Here is a 16,653-nt window from a genome sequence, read left to right as displayed (position 1 = left end):
TGGCGTCTCGTCTACACAAATATTCGGGTTCCGCAGCCGAGGAGACGAGCGGGAGAGGCGCCTCGGAACGGGTTCCTGCGGCCAGTTCTGACCTTCGGACGTGTTCGAGCGTACGTGACCGTTACCAATTTGTCACCTTTTTCGCACGGAAACTAACGAATTGGTAACGGGAGCCCAACGGCTCTGGTGTCAGAACCGCGCACGTGAGTCGGCATTAAGCCGCAGTGAGGCCGGTTTTACGGGGTTTCGACGAAGATGTGACCGGCGACCTCGTTGGGAAGTTCAAGACCTTCCCCAAAACCTTCAACCTGAACCAGAACATAAGACCCAGCCGGGGAGAACACACCGACCGAACCAGGCATGATGCCGCCCTGCTTCAGCTGCAGAAGGAGTTCCGGGTCGACCTGCGCTGGCTCACCGAGGCGACGGATCGTTGCGGTGATCGGTTCACTTCTGCCGCGGACGAGCTCGACCAGGTTCGTCACTCCGTGCGCAAACGCACCAGCGGGGGTATCGCCGAGTTCCTCGAGGCCGGGAATCGGATTGCCATACGGTGATTCGGTCGGGTGGTTGAGCATGGCGAGCAGCTTGCGCTCAACCTGTTCGCTCATGACGTGCTCCCACCGGCAGGCCTCCTCGTGAACGTACTCCCACTCAAGCCCGATCACGTCGCTGAGCAGTCGTTCGGCCAGACGGTGCTTGCGCATGACGTGCACGGCTTTGCTGCGTCCCGTCGGCGTAAGTTCGAGGTGGCGGTCGCCGGAGACCACCACGAGTCCGTCGCGTTCCATGCGACCGACGGTCTGTGACACTGTCGGACCCGAGTGGCTCAGCCGCTCGGAGATCCGGGCACGGAGAGGCACAATGTTCTCTTCCTCGAGTTCGAGGATGGTACGAAGGTACATCTCGGTGGTGTCAATCAGGTCAGTCATTGACGTCTCCCATGGTTCAGCGCGATAGTCCCAAGCCTACTGTGCGCTGAACCCCGCTTTGGCGCGCCTCGATCGTCACAGAAGTTCGGGGACCGGTGCATCGCTTCTAGAATCGGAACATGCCTGACATTGTGATCCCGAATGACCTCAAGCCAGCGGACGGACGATTCGGCTGCGGCCCGTCCAAGATCCGTACCGAGCAGGTGGCCGCGCTGACGGAAGCGGCCCAGTCGCTGCTGGGCACCTCGCATCGCCAGGCCCCGGTGAAGAACCTGGTCGGCCGCGTTCGCGACGGGCTGAGTGCGCTGTACTCGCTCCCCGACGGATACGAAATTGTGCTCGGCAACGGAGGTTCGACCGCGTTCTGGGATGCTGCATCCTTCGGATTGATCGAACGCCGGAGCCAGAATCTCACGTTCGGTGAGTTCGGTTCGAAGTTCGCAGCGGCCGCGGCGGCTCCGTGGCTGGAAGCGCCGGATGTCCGGAAAGCTCCCGCTGGCTCACGGGCAACAGCGGAACCCGTCGACGGCGTCGACGTTTACGCCTGGACCCACAACGAGACATCCACCGGCGTCATGGCCCCGGTCACGCGGGTGACGGCGGACCCCGGCGCGCTCACGGTGATCGACGCGACGAGCGCTGCTGGCGGCGTCATGATCGACGCTGCGCAGACCGACGTCTATTACTTTGCCCCGCAGAAGAACTTTGCGTCGGATGGCGGCCTGTGGTTCGCGCTGTTCTCACCTGCTGCCATCGAGCGTGTTGAGCGAGTTGCATCGTCCGGCCGTTACATTCCCGAATTCCTCAGCCTGAAGAACGCGGTGGACAACAGCCGCCTGAACCAGACCCTCAACACCCCGGCCCTCGCGACCCTCGTCATGCTCGACAACCAGGTTTCGTGGATCCGAGAGAACGGTGGCCTCGCCTGGGCCGACTCCAGGACCAGGGAATCCTCGTCGTACCTGTATGAGTGGGCCGAGAAAACCGCGTACACAACACCATTCGTCACGGATCCCTCCGACCGTTCACAGGTCGTCGTAACGATCGACTTCGATGACGCCGTTGATGCGGGAGCCGTCGCGAAGGCGCTTCGGGCCAATGGAATCGTCGACACGGAGCCCTACCGGAAACTCGGTCGCAACCAGCTCCGCGTCGCAACCTTCACCGCCATCGAACCGGACGACATCCGTCAGCTCACGCGCAGCATCGAGTTTGTCGTCGACGCGCTGTAGAGCACACAGACCACGCAATAACGCCCGCCACTTGTGAAGTGGCGGGCGTTATCTGTCGGCGCGTCAGTAGCTGCGTTCGCCCTCGTCATCGTCGGACGCTTCGTCCGATTCGTCGTCATCGTCATCCGACTCGTCATCTTCGTCCGACTCGTCGTCATCGTCGTCCGATTCGTCGTCATCGTCATCCGACTCGTCGTCATCGTCATCCGACTCGTCGTCATCGTCATCCGACTCGTCGTCATCGTCATCCGACTCGTCATCGCCCGGGATATCAGACTCGTCGATTTCGTCGACGTCGACACCATCGACGTCGCCGGCGTGAAGGATGCTGAACCCGTCATCATCGTCGTCGTCCTCGTCGTCCTCCAACTCGGCAGCGGCCTCTGCGAGGAGACGCGCCTCCTGTTCGGCGGCCTCCTGCGATGCGTGGTAGTCGGCGAGACGCTCGGACCACGGCACCCAGACGGGCGCGAGCAACGCGGACTCCCCCGGCAGCAGCTCGGTCTCGAGGACGGTGGGCGCATCGTCGCCAACACGGGCGAGCGTCACTGTCCAGTTCCACCCGGGGTAACCGGGAAGAGTCGAGGCGAACAGCAGGGAGAGCACGTTGTCGTCTTCGACGATGTGTCCGGTCGGTTGACCGATTGTCGACGCTGGCGTGACCTTCAGGAGTGCTTCGCGAGCCACATCGACAGAGGCGAGGAGCACGTCATCTGCGACGGGGGCTGGCTTCGGCCGGTCCGGCACCGTCGACGCCGGCTTCGACTCGGCAGGCTTCGACTCGGCACCCTCGGAGATGGCAGCGTGGGGCGCTGCGGTCTCGTCCGCCGTTGCCTGAGCCGCGGCCTGATCCGTCGTGACCTGATCCGCCGTTGGTTCCTGCTGGACGGCCGTCCGCGCCGTCTCCTGGCCGGCATCCGTTCGCTCGCGGCTCTGCACCGAATCGACGGGAGAATCAGTTGCGGCAGTTTCGGGTGCGGCGGTGCCGGATGCGGCGGTGCTCGATGCGGCGGGGAAACCGGAATCGGCGTCTGCAGCGGGCGCTGCGTCCTGACCGTGTGGGAGTGACTGCTCCGTCGTGGAGTTCTCGGCGGGGTTCATCGAAGTGCTCCTTGGGAAAAGACGGCGGGCCCAACGTGGCGCAGCGATCACGCGTCCAGTTCGTCGGCTACCCGGCGCAGCAATTGTGCGACCTTGCGGCTGTGTGCATTGTCGGGGTAGCGACCCTTCCGCAGGTCTCCGCCGAGGCCGTCGAGCAGCTTCACGAGATCTTCGACAATGATCGCCATGTCATCGGCTGGTTTGCGCTTGAGCTTCACCAGGCTCGGGGGCGCGTCGAGGACGCGAACCGAGAGCGCCTGCACTCCACGCTTGCCGTCGGCAATCCCGAACTCGAGTCGGGTGCCGGCCTTGACCGAGGTCACGCCGGCGGGCAGAGCCGATGCGTGCAGGAAGACTTCCTGGCCGTCATCGCTCGAGATAAAGCCGAAGCCTTTCTCGTCGTCGTAGAACTTAACCTTGCCGGTGGGCATGGACTCAACCTCGCAGTGAATAGACACGCCGGCGAACCGGCGAGTGGTGCAATCGTCGCGGCAGGAGCCGAACAACGAGCGGGCGTTCTGGTCCCGCGTCTCAAGCTTAGAGCGTCAGGCATCACACCAGTTCTGCCGGATTCAGCCCGGAGCGATATCCTGAGCATGTGACCGACAATAATCCGCAGAACGTCAGCCGTTTTGAGCGAGTCCTCGCCTACATGCTGCTCGGGCTTGTGATCCTCTCCGTTGGCACCTTCCTCGCCATCATCATCGGGACCTGGCAGGGAATGGGGTCAAGCGATTTCGCCGCCGGAATCTGGCCGGTCGTCGTCATGGTGCCGTACATCGGGCTCCCTCTCGCGTTCGTCCTGCTGATCGCGCTGATGATCACGAGCGTGATCCGGCGTTCCCGCGAAAACAAGCGCACGATCACTCAGCGCTGACACGGCCTGCTGCTCATGACGGACATTATGACCCTCGCAAGCAGCCTTCGCGCGCGGGACGACGCCTCACTCGAACACCTCCTGACGCTCCGCCCACCCGCACCGCGAGGCCGGGTCAGGGACTTCTTCGACCTCGCAGAAAGCCTCCTCGACCCCGCGGGAATCCGCTCAGCACTGCAGCGTCTCGACCGGCACACGCTCGCGGTGCTCGCTGCGGCGACAGCCGATTCGCTCTCCGCAACAGAGATCGCGGATCGTATCGGGAGCATGAGTCCTGACCAGGTCGATGACCGCGCCGCTCACGCCGTCGAGAGCGCGCTGCTCACCAGGACGGAGACCGGATACTCCGCGCTCGGCCCCGTGTCAGGCGTCCTCGCCGACTGGCCGAAGATCGGCCTTCCCGACCTCGCCGAACTCGCAACGTCACCGCCGCCAGCCGCGGGTGCAACGCCAACAGCAGCATCCGCCCGGTCAACGGATCTCGGTGCGGCCGACCAGGCCTTCCAGACCACCATGGCCACCGCGGAACTCGTGGTCGAACTCCTCGCGCACCCGGTCCGTGAGCTCGGCAAGGGTGGCCCCGCCCTTCCCGAACGTCGCCGGCTTGCCCGGGCGATGCAGGTCGAAGAGCCAGCGGTCGACAGCTATCTCGACCTCGCGGTACGCAGCAATCTGGCGTCCCACGAAACCGGTGGCTGGCATCCGACCGTAACGGGTGAGAAGTGGCTGTCCGCGTCCACCGCTGACCGCTGGGCCGTTCTGGCACGCGCGTGGGTCGAGGCGATCCCCGGCGAGGTGAGGTCGGTGCTCGGCGCGAGGACCGAGTGGGGCGAATCGCTGCATTCCTATGCGCGGTGGCTCTACCCGGCGGGCGGCGAGTGGCTTCACGGAGAAGTCACCCGCGTCGCTGCCCACGCGGAGTTGCTCGGAGTGACGAGCGGCCCGTCACCCGCGGCTCAGGTGCTCAGCACACCGGGAGCGGTGCTTCTGACGACGGATGCCGCTGCAGCGGCAGCAGCGATGGCCCACCTGTTCCCCGCTCACGTCAGTCAGGTCTATCTTCAGCACGACCTGTCGATCATCGCGCCGGGTCCTCTTCAGCCCGACCTCGACCAGACGCTCCGCAATTTCGCCGACCTCGAAAACCGCGCACAGGCGTTCAGCTACCGGCTCTCCCAGGCGAGCATCAACCGGGCGCTGTCATCGGGAGTCACCGCACGCCAAATGCTGGCGTTCCTCGAGAGCGTCTCCCTCACCGGAATCCCGCAGCCCGTGCACTACCTCATCTCGCAGGCCGCCGGCCGGTTCGGCACCATCCGGGTCGGAACGATCCCGTCCAGCACACCCGACCCGGACGCACACAGTTACGTGCGCTCAAGCGACAGCGCACTGATCGGCCTGCTCGACGTCGACCAGGCGCTGACCCCGCTTGGCCTGAGGCGGTCAGGCGAGAACCGGCTGGTGAGCCGATTCGAGTTCGAGGTCGTGTTCTGGGCGCTCAGCGACGCACGGTATCCCGTTGCTGCCGAGACACCGGACGGCGAACTCATCAGCCTGCGGCGACAGCGAACAACGCAACAGCCTGCCGCCCAGGCACCTCAAGACCATTCGGCACTCATCGCCAGTCTTCGTTCGGCTCAGTTCGGTTCGCCGGAGGATTCGCGCCAGGCCTGGGTCGCGCGTCTGCTCGACGCCGCGATCCGCGCGAAGCAGACGGTTACCGTGATCGTCCAGGTCCCCAATTCAGGTCCGCTCGAGTTCGTGCTCGAGCCGACGGGGGTCTCCGGTGGCCGGCTTCGCGGTCGGGACAAACGATCCGATATCGAGCGCACTCTCCCGCTGTCAAGCATCCTTGAACTGAAATAGGTTCCCGGCGCCGTTCACAGCCTTCGGCTATAGGGTAGCTAGTTATGTCTGATGGCCCACTAATCGTCCAGAGCGACCGCACGGTTCTCCTCGAGGTTGCTCATCCCCTTGCCGAGGACGCACGACACGACCTCGCGGTTTTTGCCGAACTCGAGCGCGCCCCGGAACACATCCACACCTACCGGATCACCCGGCTGGGATTGTGGAACGCCCGTGCAGCCGGGCACGATTCCTCCGACATGCTCGCGACTCTCGAAAAATACTCGAAGTTCGCCATCCCCCAGACCGTCTCCCTCGACATCGCCGAAACCGTGTCGCGCTACGGGAGGCTCATTATTGAGCGCAATGACGACAACCAGCTGGTGCTTCGCTCCACGGACGAGGCGGTGCTGACCGAGATTGCCGGCGCCAAACGGATCTCACCGCTGCTCATCGGGCATCCGTCTCCCGACACGTACCTCATCGACGCGTGGGCGCGTGGCCAGCTCAAGCAGGAACTGGTGAAGCTCGGCTGGCCCGCTGAGGACCTGGCAGGCTACACCCCCGGCACGCCACACCAGATCGACCTTCGCGAGGAGGACTGGCACCTGCGCGGCTACCAGCAGAAGGCCATCGACAACTTCTTCGAGGGCGGCTCCGGGGTCGTCGTGCTGCCCTGCGGCGCGGGAAAGACCCTGGTCGGCGCTGGCGCCATGGCAACGGCAAAGACGAACACCCTGATTCTCGTCACGAACACGGTGTCTGCCCGGCAATGGAGAGACGAGCTGCTGCGGCGCACGAGCCTGACCGAAGAGGAAATCGGTGAGTACTCCGGTCAGGTCAAAGAGGTCAAGCCCGTCACCATCGCCACCTACCAGATCCTGACCGCCAAGCGAAAGGGCGAGTACGCCCACCTCGCCCTCCTCGACGCCATGGACTGGGGACTCGTCGTCTACGACGAGGTCCACCTCCTGCCCGCCCCGGTGTTCAAGCTCACCGCAGAACTCCAGGCACGCCGCAGGCTGGGCCTCACAGCGACGCTCGTCCGGGAGGACGGCAGGGAGGGCGACGTGTTCAGCCTCATCGGCCCGAAGCGGTTCGACGCTCCCTGGAAAGAAATCGAAGCCCAGGGCTACATCTCACCGGCGAGTTGCTACGAGGTCAGGATCGACCTCCCGCAGTCCGAGCGACTCACATACGCCGCCGCAGCCGATGACGAACGGTACCGCCTCGCTGCAACGGCCCCGGCAAAGCTTGACGTCGTCCGTGACCTGGTCGCTCGGCACGAGGGCGAGCGCATTCTCGTCATCGGGCAGTATCTCGACCAGATCGACGAGCTCGCCGAGGAACTCGGCGCGCCCAAGCTCACCGGGGCAACGCCCGTCGACGAACGCGAACGGCTGTTCCAGGCCTTCCGGACCGGCGACATCACGGTTCTCGTCGTCTCGAAGGTGGCGAACTTCTCCGTCGACCTTCCCGAGGCGACTGTGGCGATCCAGGTGTCTGGCTCATTCGGTTCGAGGCAGGAAGAAGCACAGCGGCTCGGGCGGCTCCTCCGACCGAAGGAGTCGGGACTGTCGGCCAATTTCTACACGCTCGTCGCCCGGGACACTGTTGACCAGGACTTCGCGCAGAACCGGCAGCGGTTCCTCGCGGAGCAGGGATACAGCTACACAATTCTCGACGCGGGCGCTCTCGCCGCCTGACCTCGGCTGCCGACCCCTGGCCCGCCTCACGGGTGCTTCCGGACGTACCTGAGGAGCAGGGTCCCGTCAGAACCCAGGACGTGGACCAGATCGAGAGCCCGCTGGACATGACCGGCGACTCCCGTCGCAATACGCGATGCGCCTGCGCCCTCGAGAATCGGTGAGATCGTCAGGCACAGTTCGTCGACGGCGTCATCCCTGATGAGGTCCCCGAGCAGTTGCGGACCGCCCTCGCAGTGCACCTGCCGAAGGCCCCGCGCAGCGAGGAGCGGCAGCATCCGTAGTGTGTCGACCCGTGACCGGCCCGCGACAAGCACGTCGGCGACCGCAGACAACGCAGCGACCCTCTCGACCGGTGCATCCTCGACCGTGACGATGACCGGGCGCATCGGAGCCTCGGTGAAGATCCGTGATGACGGGTCAAGGCTCAGGCTGGCCGAAATGATGGCGAAGACCGGATGCTCGGGCAGTCCGTTGGCGGCTCTCCACGCGGCCGCGTCCGGCATCAGGCGCATCGGTCCATAGCCCTCGGCGCGCACGGTTCCCGCTCCAACGACCACGACATCGGAGAGTCGGCGCAACAGGTCGAATACCCGGCGATCGGCGGCGGAACCCAGTCCAGCTGACAGCCCGGCCGAGGTGGCGGCACCGTCGACGCTCGACACAAAGTTGACCCGCAGCCACGCCGCAGACCTGTCGCGCACCGCATAGAGAGCCAGGATTTCGTCGTCACTGAGATCGTCGCTGAGCTGGCCATCCGCGCTGTGGAGCAGCGCAATCCGCGGTTCAGTCATTGCTCTCGCCCATATTGTGGCGAAGATATGCCGGCTCACGGAGCCCGAGGATCGCTTCGGTCATCCGGGCCGCATCGACGGCGGGACGGACGTTGTGCATCCTGATGATCCGTGCTCCGTTCATGATCGCGACCACAGCGGCGGCGAGCGAACCGGCTATCCGGTCATCACGGTCACGGCCGAGGGTCTCACCGACGAAGTCCTTGTTCGAGACCGCGGCGAGGGCGGGGTATCCCAGCGCCGCGATCTCGCCGAAGCGACGGGTGAGTTCGAGCGAATGGACCGTGTTCTTGTTGAGGTCGTGCCCCGGGTCGACGATGATGCGGTCGGGCGGAATCCCTGCGGCCCGTGCGAACTCGGCCTGCGCGGCCAGGAAGTCGACGACCTCGGCAACAACGTCGGTGTACACCGGTCGGGGAAACACGGTCCTCGGTGCTGCGAGGCTGTGAGTGACGATGACGCCGGCGCCGCCGTCGGCGATGACGGACGCCATCTCCGGGTTGCGGAGCCCTGTCGTGTCGTTGATGAGGTCAGCGCCAGCGGCGATGCTGCGCCTCGCGACCTCCGGCTGGAAGGTATCGACGGAGATCATCACATCGGATGCCGCGCGAATGGCAGCAACGACCGGTTCGACGCGGGCCACTTCGTCTGCGACCGCGAGCTCCGGCCCCGGCGCGAACGGGGTACCTCCGATGTCAATGATTTCTGCACCATCAGCGACCGCGGCGAGCGCGGCAGCGACGGCCGCGTCGAACGCAAAGGTACTGCCGCGGTCGTAGAACGAGTCGGGCGTGCGGTTGACCACCGCCATCACTCGGACGCGGCGCGCGAGGTCGATTACCCTGCTGCTCCCCCGACGCTCGGACGGGTAACCGGGAGGCGTGCGCGAAGCGTCCGGAACTGAGTCGGTCATACCTCCCATCGTGCCCCACGGCGGGTCGGGTTGCCCCCGCCGACCCCGGCGTGGGCTCAGCGGGATGGCCATATCCGAAACGTTCAGAAACAATTCAGGGAACACGCAGATACTGAGAATATGACTGGACCACGAATTCTCATCGTCGATGACGAACCGAACATCCGCGACCTGCTCACCACGAGCCTCCGTTTCGCCGGCTTCGCTGTGCGGGCGGTTGGAAACGGCGCCCAGGCCATCTCCGCCGTCCTGGAAGAGGAGCCAGACCTCATCATCCTCGACGTCATGCTTCCCGACATGAACGGCTTCGGCGTCACGAAGCGACTTCGCTCCGCCGGCTATACAGCTCCCATCCTGTTCCTGACGGCAAAAGACGACACCGAGGACAAGATCATGGGCCTCACCGTCGGTGGCGACGACTACGTGACGAAGCCGTTCAGCCTCGACGAGATCGTCGCCCGCATCAAGGCAATCCTCAGGCGAACAATGCATGCTGATGAGGATGCCGTCATCCGCGCCGGCGAGCTCACCATGGATCAGGACACCCATGAGGTTCTCGTCGGTGAAACACCGATCGAACTCAGTCCTACCGAGTTCAAGCTGCTGCGTTATCTCATGCTCAACCCGAACCGCGTGTTGAGCAAGGCGCAGATCCTTGATCACGTATGGGAATACGATTTCAACGGTGATGCCGGCATCGTCGAGAGCTACATCTCCTACCTCCGCAGGAAGCTTGACCAGTTCTCGACTGAGCCCCTCATCCAGACCAAACGCGGGTTCGGCTACATGCTGAAAACAGCGAAGGCATAATCGAACGGTGTAATGCACGATTCAGCAGCCGAGTGGTGGAACGCGATTTCACTGCGGACGAAGATCACCGGCGTGACGGTACTCGTGCTTGCCTTTGGGCTCGTCGTCGCGGGCGTCGGGACCATGACCATGCTTCGCCCCGCCCTCGAGGGCAAGGTGAACGCTGACCTCGTCGCCGCTGCCCAGGCTCCGACGCCGCCCGGCTTCCTCGACCTTGACGCCGGTGCCGCCGAGGATGCCGGCGAAATGGTTCAGGATGCCGTCTCCTCCGACTACTACACGGCTGTCTACGACGCAGACGGTCGCCTGCGCGCGGCGACATGGCAGAACCGCGACAGGCAGGACCTCCCCAAGGTCCCGACGACCGTGACCCTTGCCGCTGCTCTCGAGCAGGGCGAGAGCATCTTCGAACTCCGCACGGCGGACAAGAAGGAACTGTTCCACGCGGTCATCGTTCCGTACCAGTGGAACCACCAGGGCGACATGGGTGTCGTCCTCGTCGCGGTGTCGATGCGTGAGACGGACACCATCATCGCAACGCTCTTCACCATTTTCTTCGGGTTCGGACTCGGCGTAATCATCCTCGGGGCGCTACTGACGAGAGTCCTCGTCACGAGCACCTTTCATCCGCTCCGCGAAGTGGAACACACGGCCGCGGCGATCGCTGACGGCGACTTCAGCCAGCGGCTCTCGGTGTCGACCCCGAACACCGAGGTCGGTCGCCTGAACCGCTCGCTGAACACCATGCTCAACCGGATCGACAAGGCGTTCTCCGACCGTGCACGGACCATCGACCAGATGCGGCGCTTCGTCGGCGACGCCAGCCACGAACTGCGAACCCCGCTTGTCAGTGTTCGCGGTTATGCGGAGCTCTATCGCATGGGGGCGCTTCAGACGCCCGAGGACATCGCAAAGGCGATGGACCGGATCGAGAAGGAAGCCATCCGCATGGGCGGACTCGTGGAGGATCTCCTTGAGCTTGCTCGCCTTGACGAGACAAAGCCCATGGTGTTCGAGCCGGTCGACCTCTCCCCCATCGCCCGCGATGCAGCACTCGATGCGAGCGCGTCAGCGCCTGACCGGGCGGTCCGGGCCGTGGTCGATACGCCGCCGAACGAGCCCGCCGTCGTCGCCGACGCGAAATCCGAGGCTTCCGGGCCCGTCACGAAACCGCCAGCAACCGCTGAAACGTCCGCGACAGGACCCATAGCGTTCGCCGGAGCGACCCTTGCCCGCCTCCGCCGACGACCGCGAAAGGCCGAGGGGACCGACCCGAAGCTCACCGGCGATCTTCCGCCGATCCAGGCATCCCCGCTGCCCGAGGTCCCTGCCGTCGTGCTCGGTGAGGAGAACAAGCTCCGGCAGGTGATCACCAACCTCGTCGGAAACGCCATCCGGTTCACCCCGGCTGGCAGCCCCCTTGAAATCGCGGTCTCCGCGAATCCCATCAACAAAACTGCGACGATCGCTGTGATCGACCACGGTGAGGGTGTTCCGCCACAGATCCGGGAGAAGATCTTCCAGCGCTTCTGGCGCGCCGACTCCTCACGAGCACGGGAAACGGGTGGCTCCGGCCTCGGTCTCGCTATCGTCTCGTCGATCGTCCACGCCCACAACGGATCGGTGAGCGTCACAGACACTCCCGGCGGCGGCGCCACCTTCCGGGTTACTCTTCCGCTGTACACACCCGCTTCGGCTGCCGACGCCAACACCGCCGACGCGGCACCGGCCGCATAGCCGCCCTTCACAGGTCCCCTCCCCCGCGCTGGAGTCCCCATTGCGTTTGGTCGGCGTTCCGCGCCGCTGTGTCCGCGTACCGTCGGTTATCCGGTCGAACCGCGAGCGAGGTTCGCCACGACATCGAGGAGGACACAGTGACCAGGTACCAGGTAGACAGCGACATCGTCATGGGGACGACGGCGAGGGTTCGCGGCACAATTGACACCATCCAGAGCGAGGTCGCCGGTCTCCTGAACCAGCTCACCGAGTTGCAGAGCACGTGGACCGGCGAGGCGTCAGCGGCGTTCCAGGGGGTGGTCACCGACTGGCGTGCAACCCAGCAGCGGGTCGAAGAGAGCATCACGACCATCAACCAGGCACTGGGCCGCGCCGGAACGCAGTACCAGGAGGTCGAGCGCGGGAACGCGAACCTGTTCCGCATCGGCTGACCCCGAGCGCCGCGAGCGATGCACCGGCATCCAACGCGCACGTCCTGATCCCGACTCGGACACACCGGCACGAACACACCAACTCAACACCCCGCCGTTAAAACACAACTGGGCGCCTCCGTGAGGAGACGCCCAGTTGCTGTGAACTGTGGTTCGGACTAGAAGTCCATGCCGCCGGTCGGGTCGCCGACGGGAGCCGGGTTCTTCTCCGGCTTGTCAGCCACAACGGCCTCGGTGGTGAGGAACAGGCCGGCGATCGACGCTGCGTTGAGCAGGGCCGAGCGGGTGACCTTCACCGGGTCGTTGATGCCAGCTGCAAGCATGTCAACGTACTCACCGGTCGCGGCGTTGAGGCCGTGTCCGACGGGCAGGTTACGCACCTTGTCAGCGACAACGCCAGGCTCGAGGCCCGCGTTGAGGGCGATCTGCTTGAGCGGAGCGTCGATGGCAACGCGAACGATGTTCGCGCCGGTTGCCTCGTCACCCGTGAGCTCGAGCTTCTCGAACGCGGTCTTGCCAGCCTGGATGAGCGCAACGCCACCACCGGCGACGATCCCCTCTTCGACAGCTGCCTTCGCGTTACGAACGGCGTCTTCGATGCGGTGCTTGCGCTCCTTGAGCTCGACCTCAGTCGCTGCACCCGCCTTGATGACTGCAACGCCACCGGCGAGCTTCGCGAGGCGCTCCTGGAGCTTCTCGCGGTCGTAGTCGCTGTCGGTGTTGTCGATCTCCTTGCGGATCTGGGCAACGCGGCCCGCGATCTGCTCGGCGTCGCCGGCACCGTCGACGATGGTGGTCTCGTCCTTGGTGATGACGACCTTGCGTGCACGACCGAGGAGGTCGAGCGTGGCGTTCTCGAGCTTGAGGCCGACCTCTTCAGAGATGACCTGTCCACCGGTGAGGATGGCGATGTCCTGAAGCTGAGCCTTGCGGCGGTCTCCAAAGCCAGGAGCCTTGACGGCGACAGACTTGAAGATGCCACGGATCTTGTTCACGACGAGGGTCGCGAGCGCTTCGCCGTCAACGTCCTCGGCGATGATGAGGAGCTGCTTGCCCGACTGGATGACCTGGTCAACAACGGGGAGCAGGTCCTTGATGTTGGAGATCTTCGAGTTGGCGATCAGGATGTACGGGTCTTCGAAGACCGTTTCCTGGCGATCGGGGTCCGTCACGAAGTACGCGGACAGGAATCCCTTGTCGAAGCGCATACCCTCGGTGAGCTCAAGCTCGGTGCCGAACGTGTTCGACTCCTCAACGGTGACAACACCTTCCTTGCCGACCTTGTCGATCGCCTCGGCGATGATGGCACCGAGTTCGGGGTCACCGGCAGAGATGGATGCCGTAGCTGCGATCTCTTCCTTCGACTCGACCTCTTTGGCGTTGGTGACGAGCTCTGCAATGACAGCAGCGGTTGCCTTTTCGATGCCGCGCTTGAGCGAGATCGGGTCGGCGCCGGCTGCGACGTTCCGCAGGCCTTCGCGAACGAGAGCCTGAGCGAGCACGGTGGCGGTGGTGGTTCCGTCGCCGGCGACGTCGTCAGTCTTCTTGGCGACCTCCTTGACGAGCTCTGCACCGATCTTCTCGTACGGGTCGTCGAGTTCGATTTCCTTGGCGATGGATACACCATCGTTGGTGATTGTGGGGGCGCCCCACTTCTTCTCAAGGACAACGTTGCGACCGCGTGGGCCGAGCGTGACCTTCACGGTGTCGGCCAGAATGTTCAGGCCGCGCTCGAGGCCGCGGCGGGCTTCCTCGTCAAAAGCAATGATTTTTGCCATGTGGTTTTTCGTCCCTCCCGGACGTGATGAACGTAGTTAGCACTCAATGATTGCGAGTGCTAACTCGATTCTGGCACTCTCCACCTGCGAGTGCAAGCCAGTGGAGACAGGATCGGCGACCCGTGCGCTTCGGGAGGAAAAACCGCACGGCCGTGCCGCCTTTGCCGACGGCCCACCCGATCTGCCGCCCGAAACCACACGACGGACGCCGCCCGCGCGGCGGCACCTCCGGCCCGGCACAACACAACCCGGACCGTCGGCCCATGCCCCCGGAGGAAAAACATCGGCGACCCGTGCGCTTCGGGAGGAAAAACCGCATGGCCGTGCCGCCATTGCCGACGGCCCACCCGATCTGCCGCCCGAAACCACACGACGGACGCCGCCCGCGCGACGGCATCCGTTCGCAGCACCATGCCTCCGTGTCTCCCGGACACAGCAATGCCGCCCACTTCCGTGGACGGCATTGTGTGATGCGAGGACGACCGGCCGACTCAGACCGGGCGGACCGCCTCTGCCTGCGGGCCTTTTGCCCCTGTGCCTACTTCGAAGACGACCTTCTGGCCTTCCTCGAGGACTTTGTAGCCACCCATGTCGATCGCGGAGTAGTGGACGAACACGTCCTGTCCCTCCCCGTCGTCGGTGATGAATCCGTAGCCCTTTTCAGCGTTGAACCACTTCACGGTTCCACTCGCCATTGTCACTCCCAGTTGCTGTGTTCCTCTCCACCCAGGCCTGCGCTGGCTGGGGTCTGCCGCCGTACGGCCATTGTGCTGACCCCTTCTCCGCCTTATGGAGGCGCGGACCGTGGAGCAAAATGTTCGACCAGTTCCAGATACTAATGAACGGGCAACAACTAGCAACAGGTTTTTTTGCAAATCACGCGGATGGTTACCTGGCGCGAACTCCCGCGAAACCCGAACGAAACACGCACACCCCGGAGAGGCAGCAGGTCAGTCCTCGGGGACGAAGTCAGACCCGAGCACGACGGTGAGCTGAAGAACCGGCTCCTCGCCCTCTTCGACGGGGATCTGGAACTGCGTTGACAGCTGAATGTTGGAGACACCGAGCGCTTCGGCGAGCCCGCGGGCTGCGCCTTCCTGCGAGGGATCCTCGTAGTAGACGGCGGTCGTTGTCACGTCGGTCGCGCTCGCGTTGCCCGGGGTGATGTTCTGGGTCCAGCCCGCCGAATTCAGCTGTCCGATGGCCCGGGTGGCAAGACCCTTGGTCGTCGTTCCGTTGAGTACCGTCACCATCGCCTCCGGGTCGATGGTCGCGACCGCTGCCGGCGTCTCGGTCGACTCCGGAGCGGCAGTGGAGGTCGACGTGTCGGTGAAATTGACCCGGTCGCTCAGGACGAACAGTCCGAGGATGCCTGCCGCGACGAGCACGACCGTCGCCAGTGCTGCCCAGAGGAAGACGACCCATCCCCTGCCCGGCCTGGGCGGCGCACGGTGAGCACCAACGCGTTTCAGGTCGTCCGGGATCTCGTCGAACCTGTCCTTGGCGTAGTGTTCGGCCATGTCGCTCTCGTGTGGTCCTCTGGGTCGGCCCGCGAGGGCGTTGGTGGGTGGATCTCTGGCAACCGCGACTAGTTCTGCGCGGCGCCCCGCGCTCGCGCCCGCCGGGTTGCCTGCCTCGCGTCCCGCAATCGATGGAGCCGCTTTACAAGCATGGGATCGTGCCGGAGCGCAGCCGGACTGTCGATCACCGCGCTCAGCAATTGATAGTAGCGGGTGGGCGAAAGCTGAAAGGTCTCGCGGATGGCCTCTTCCTTCTGGCCCGCGTGCTGTGACCACAGGTTTTCAAAGTCCAGAATGGCGAGGTCGCGCTGCGAAAGTGCAGCGTCACACGGTACGGATCCGGACACGCCGGTCGGAAGGGGGACGTCGTTCTCGCTCACTCGTCTGCTGCCTTCCCGCGCACCGGCCCGCGCGTCGACCGCAATACTAACGCGGCCCACTTGTGCGTTTGACGATGGCACACGGCAATCGTTCGAACCAGATGTTCAGCCTTTGCCCAGCATTTGGTCACACGGGAACATCCCAGCCGCATGGCGGGTTTAATGGGGTACGACGACTTTCCGAAGGAGAAAACATGACCGACCAGGTTCAGAAGAGCAACGACCAGTGGCGTGAGGAGCTCACCGATGAGCAGTATGCCGTCCTTCGTGAGGCTGCCACCGAGCGCCCGTGGACTGGCGAGTTGCTCGACGAGTCACGTGCGGGCGTGTACACCTGCGGTGCGTGCGGCGCTGAGCTGTTCCAAAGCGGGACGAAGTTCGACTCCGGATGCGGATGGCCGAGCTTCTATGAGTCGGTCCGGCCAGAGGCGGTCAAGCTCATCGAGGACAAGAGCCTCGGGATGGTGCGGACCGAGGTTCGTTGCGCGAACTGCGACTCCCACCTCGGCCACGTGTTCGACGACGGTTTCGGGACACCGACCGGTGACCGTTACTGCATGAACTCGATTGCGCTGAACTTCACAGCACAAGACTAGG

Annotated in this window: 17 protein-coding genes; 8 read left to right on the top strand and 9 right to left on the bottom strand. The window is 64.4% G+C overall.

Annotated features, from left to right (window positions below; all coding sequences use genetic code 11):
• Nucleotides 1–236: 236 nt before the first annotated feature.
• Nucleotides 237–932: an iron-dependent transcriptional repressor DtxR gene (locus AC1C2N_RS14335; RefSeq protein WP_483404744.1), complete on the bottom strand. Its 696-nt coding sequence runs from the start codon at nucleotides 930–932 to the stop codon at nucleotides 237–239.
• Nucleotides 933–1,051: 119 nt separating this feature from the next.
• Between AC1C2N_RS14335 and serC the strand changes: the two genes are divergently transcribed.
• Nucleotides 1,052–2,164 (top strand): phosphoserine transaminase, encoded by a 1,113-nt coding sequence (serC, locus tag AC1C2N_RS14330; RefSeq protein ID WP_483404745.1) that lies wholly within the window; start codon nucleotides 1,052–1,054, stop codon nucleotides 2,162–2,164.
• 63 nt (nucleotides 2,165–2,227) lie between these two features.
• Here serC and AC1C2N_RS14325 read toward each other — a convergent pair whose 3' ends face one another.
• Nucleotides 2,228–3,265 carry a DUF3027 domain-containing protein gene (locus tag AC1C2N_RS14325; RefSeq protein WP_495434351.1) on the bottom strand — a complete coding sequence of 346 codons (1,038 nt, stop codon included), beginning with the start codon at nucleotides 3,263–3,265 and terminating at the stop codon, nucleotides 2,228–2,230.
• 47 nt (nucleotides 3,266–3,312) lie between these two features.
• A complete protein-coding gene (locus AC1C2N_RS14320; RefSeq protein ID WP_483404747.1) occupies nucleotides 3,313–3,696 on the bottom strand; it encodes a cold-shock protein in 384 nt (127 codons plus the stop codon).
• A gap of 167 nt (nucleotides 3,697–3,863) precedes the next feature.
• On the opposite strand from AC1C2N_RS14320, the gene AC1C2N_RS14315 reads away from it, so the two are divergent.
• From AC1C2N_RS14315 to AC1C2N_RS14305, 3 genes are read left to right on the top strand one after another with little or no spacing between them, the layout of a single operon-like run.
• Entirely contained in the window at nucleotides 3,864–4,142 is a 279-nt protein-coding gene (locus AC1C2N_RS14315; RefSeq protein WP_495434350.1) for a multidrug ABC transporter ATPase, read from the top strand.
• A gap of 15 nt (nucleotides 4,143–4,157) precedes the next feature.
• A complete protein-coding gene (locus tag AC1C2N_RS14310; RefSeq protein ID WP_495434349.1) occupies nucleotides 4,158–6,008 on the top strand; it encodes a helicase-associated domain-containing protein in 1,851 nt (616 codons plus the stop codon).
• 44 nt (nucleotides 6,009–6,052) lie between these two features.
• Entirely contained in the window at nucleotides 6,053–7,693 is a 1,641-nt protein-coding gene (locus tag AC1C2N_RS14305) for a DNA repair helicase XPB (protein WP_495434348.1), read from the top strand.
• Nucleotides 7,694–7,719: 26 nt separating this feature from the next.
• Here AC1C2N_RS14305 and AC1C2N_RS14300 read toward each other — a convergent pair whose 3' ends face one another.
• Entirely contained in the window at nucleotides 7,720–8,487 is a 768-nt protein-coding gene (locus AC1C2N_RS14300) for a pyrimidine reductase family protein (protein WP_495434347.1), read from the bottom strand.
• Nucleotides 8,480–9,400 carry a dihydropteroate synthase gene (gene folP / locus AC1C2N_RS14295; RefSeq protein WP_495434346.1) on the bottom strand — a complete coding sequence of 307 codons (921 nt, stop codon included), beginning with the start codon at nucleotides 9,398–9,400 and terminating at the stop codon, nucleotides 8,480–8,482. Before folP ends, AC1C2N_RS14300 begins: the two co-directional genes overlap by 8 nt.
• A gap of 120 nt (nucleotides 9,401–9,520) precedes the next feature.
• Here folP and AC1C2N_RS14290 point away from each other — a divergent pair, with 120 nt between their 5' ends.
• The 3 genes from AC1C2N_RS14290 (at nucleotide 9,521) to AC1C2N_RS14280 (ending at nucleotide 12,378) form a co-directional block, all read left to right on the top strand.
• Nucleotides 9,521–10,210, top strand: coding sequence for a response regulator transcription factor (locus AC1C2N_RS14290; RefSeq protein ID WP_108391630.1), 690 nt, complete (start codon nucleotides 9,521–9,523; stop codon nucleotides 10,208–10,210).
• A 12-nt stretch (nucleotides 10,211–10,222) separates the two neighbouring features.
• Nucleotides 10,223–11,947: a sensor histidine kinase gene (locus AC1C2N_RS14285; protein ID WP_495434345.1), complete on the top strand. Its 1,725-nt coding sequence runs from the start codon at nucleotides 10,223–10,225 to the stop codon at nucleotides 11,945–11,947.
• Nucleotides 11,948–12,084: 137 nt separating this feature from the next.
• Complete coding sequence (locus AC1C2N_RS14280; protein ID WP_495434344.1) at nucleotides 12,085–12,378, top strand: WXG100 family type VII secretion target; 294 nt, start codon at nucleotides 12,085–12,087, stop codon at nucleotides 12,376–12,378.
• Between the two features lie 158 nt (nucleotides 12,379–12,536).
• On the opposite strand, the gene groL is transcribed toward AC1C2N_RS14280, so the two are convergent.
• The 4 genes from groL to AC1C2N_RS14260 all read right to left on the bottom strand — a co-directional run bounded on the left by groL (nucleotide 12,537) and on the right by AC1C2N_RS14260 (nucleotide 16,023).
• Complete coding sequence (groL, locus tag AC1C2N_RS14275) at nucleotides 12,537–14,156, bottom strand: chaperonin GroEL (protein WP_108391632.1); 1,620 nt, start codon at nucleotides 14,154–14,156, stop codon at nucleotides 12,537–12,539.
• 491 nt (nucleotides 14,157–14,647) lie between these two features.
• Nucleotides 14,648–14,851 (bottom strand): cold-shock protein, encoded by a 204-nt coding sequence (locus tag AC1C2N_RS14270; RefSeq protein ID WP_108391633.1) that lies wholly within the window; start codon nucleotides 14,849–14,851, stop codon nucleotides 14,648–14,650.
• Nucleotides 14,852–15,106: 255 nt separating this feature from the next.
• On the bottom strand, nucleotides 15,107–15,676 hold the full coding sequence (locus AC1C2N_RS14265; protein WP_483404755.1) for a LytR C-terminal domain-containing protein: 570 nt from the start codon (nucleotides 15,674–15,676) through the stop codon (nucleotides 15,107–15,109).
• A gap of 68 nt (nucleotides 15,677–15,744) precedes the next feature.
• Complete coding sequence (locus AC1C2N_RS14260) at nucleotides 15,745–16,023, bottom strand: DUF3263 domain-containing protein (protein ID WP_495434490.1); 279 nt, start codon at nucleotides 16,021–16,023, stop codon at nucleotides 15,745–15,747.
• 227 nt (nucleotides 16,024–16,250) lie between these two features.
• Between AC1C2N_RS14260 and msrB the strand changes: the two genes are divergently transcribed.
• Nucleotides 16,251–16,652, top strand: a complete 402-nt coding sequence (msrB, locus tag AC1C2N_RS14255) for a peptide-methionine (R)-S-oxide reductase MsrB (protein ID WP_483404756.1) — start codon at nucleotides 16,251–16,253, stop codon at nucleotides 16,650–16,652.
• Nucleotide 16,653: the final 1 nt, after the last annotated feature.

The sequence above is a fragment of the Mycetocola sp. Y791 genome (assembly GCF_059445325.1).
The sequence above is the reverse complement of the archived record's forward strand: the minus strand, read 5'-3'. Positions and strand labels throughout refer to the sequence as shown.